Source organism: Candidatus Caldatribacterium sp. (assembly GCA_014359405.1).
GTDB lineage: Bacteria > Atribacterota > Atribacteria > Atribacterales > Caldatribacteriaceae > Caldatribacterium > Caldatribacterium oleiphilum.
Genome location: JACIZN010000193.1, coordinates 1 through 1752, shown reverse-complemented (window position 1 = coordinate 1752; position 1752 = coordinate 1). Strand labels below are relative to the sequence as shown.

The 1752-nt window shown below is 49.0% G+C and carries 1 protein-coding gene; it reads left to right on the top strand.

The window, feature by feature from the left end; translation table 11 throughout:
* Positions 1-1752: hypothetical protein (locus tag H5U36_10325; protein ID MBC7218501.1), on the top strand; the 1752-nt coding region annotated here is incomplete at both ends.

The following is a 1752-nucleotide window of genomic DNA, read 5'->3' as shown; positions in this document are numbered from 1 at the left end:
AACTCAGGTCTGAGGATCGTGCTTACCTCCTTAGTGGAACCCTGTCCACGAGAGTATACCTCAAACAGAGACACAGCACCCTCTCCCACTGCCTCGAAGGACAGTTAGAACCCCTCCACACGCTCCTCTACACACTCGGGTACTGTCAGTATCCTCCGGAAATGTACTATCTTTGGAAACTACTCCTCCAGAACTCACCTCATGATTCCATCTGTGGCTGCAGCATAGACCCCGTACATGAGGAAATGCTCCAGCGGTACTACAAAATGGAAACAATCTTCGAAAAGTTGCTTAAAGACGTACCTTGTAGCCTTTCCACTAACAAGGAAGCTCAGGAAAACCACCTTGTCCTCTTCAACCCTCATCCCTGGGAAGTAGAGGCGTACGTTGAGTGTGAGGTCCTTCTCAGAAAGGAAAAAGTAAAGGAGGTAAATTTTGAGGAGAGCAAGTTAGTGCACCGACGTCGTGAAAGAGAGGAAGGTCCGGTTGAAAACTTGAAACTTGTCGCTTCCGATGGAGAGATAACCCCAATCGTGCTCCACAGTAAATGGGACACTCTCGTAGAAACACCTCCGCACACGCTCCCTGAGGTATTCTCGGTACAACGATGCCGTATTGCTTTTGTTGCTTCTCTTCCTCCCCTCGGCTTCAAGAGCTATAAAATCTTAACCCTCAACCGAGAAAGAGAGAAAAGGCTTCCCCGGAGCTTCGAGGACTATACGCTTGAGAACGAGTTCTACCGTCTTGCCATCTCTCCTCAGAGTAACCTTTTCTCTCTCGAAGATAAGCAAGGAAAAAGGAACATTGCATTCCAAATTCTCTTTGAAGACGGAGGAGACGCAGGAGATGAGTATGACTATTCCCCTCCAGAAAATGACGAACTTGTCTTGAGTTCAACGATCATTCCTATCTTAGAAACCGCGGCAAATGACCTCTCTCAGAAGGTAACCATGCGGTATGAGCTCTCGATACCTGTTTCGTTAGCCCCAAACCGAAAGACGAGAAGCACGGAACGCGTTCCTTTGCCCATTTCCCTGGAGATCAGTCTCCCACAGAGAAGCAAACAGATCAACCTCTGTGTCCGATTAGAGAACAAAGCCTTTGACCATCGTCTTCGGATGCTCTTTTTGATTCCCATCAAAGATGTGCAACTCTTCTCGGGTGCCTACTTCGCTCTCCTTGAGAGACGACCATCTCACGGCCAGTCGATACCACAAAAGGACTTTGTCCTCCTGCGTAATGCTGAGTGGTGCTTAGCCATCCTCAACAAGGGCTTACAGGAATTCCAGTACTCCCAGGGGAACGGAGAAACAACTTTGGCTTTTACACTTCTTCGGGCAGTGGGATGGCTCTCAAGGGACGATCTCCTTACCCGCAAAGGCGATGCAGGATGGCCTTTTTCCACACCCCAAGCCCAGTGCCTGGGTAACCACGAGTTTGAACTCGCCCTGGTTTTTGGAAATCGTCAAAGCGACCCATGGTTAGGTATAAAAGAAGCCCTTCTCTTTAACCGTCCACCCCTTGCCTTTCAGGTCTCTGGGAACCTGCGCTCCTCCCTTATCGAAGGGTTTTCTCTCTTAACCTTAGACAATCCTTACATTGTCATGAGCGCTTTCAAAAAGAGTGAAAGTAGGGAAGAAGTTGTCCTGCGGCTGTACAACCCGACCCCGGAAAGACAGCGCTGCCGATTGCTCTTTAAACAACCAGTTCTTCTCCTAAAAGAGCTCACCCTTCTCGAAGAGGAATCCCGCA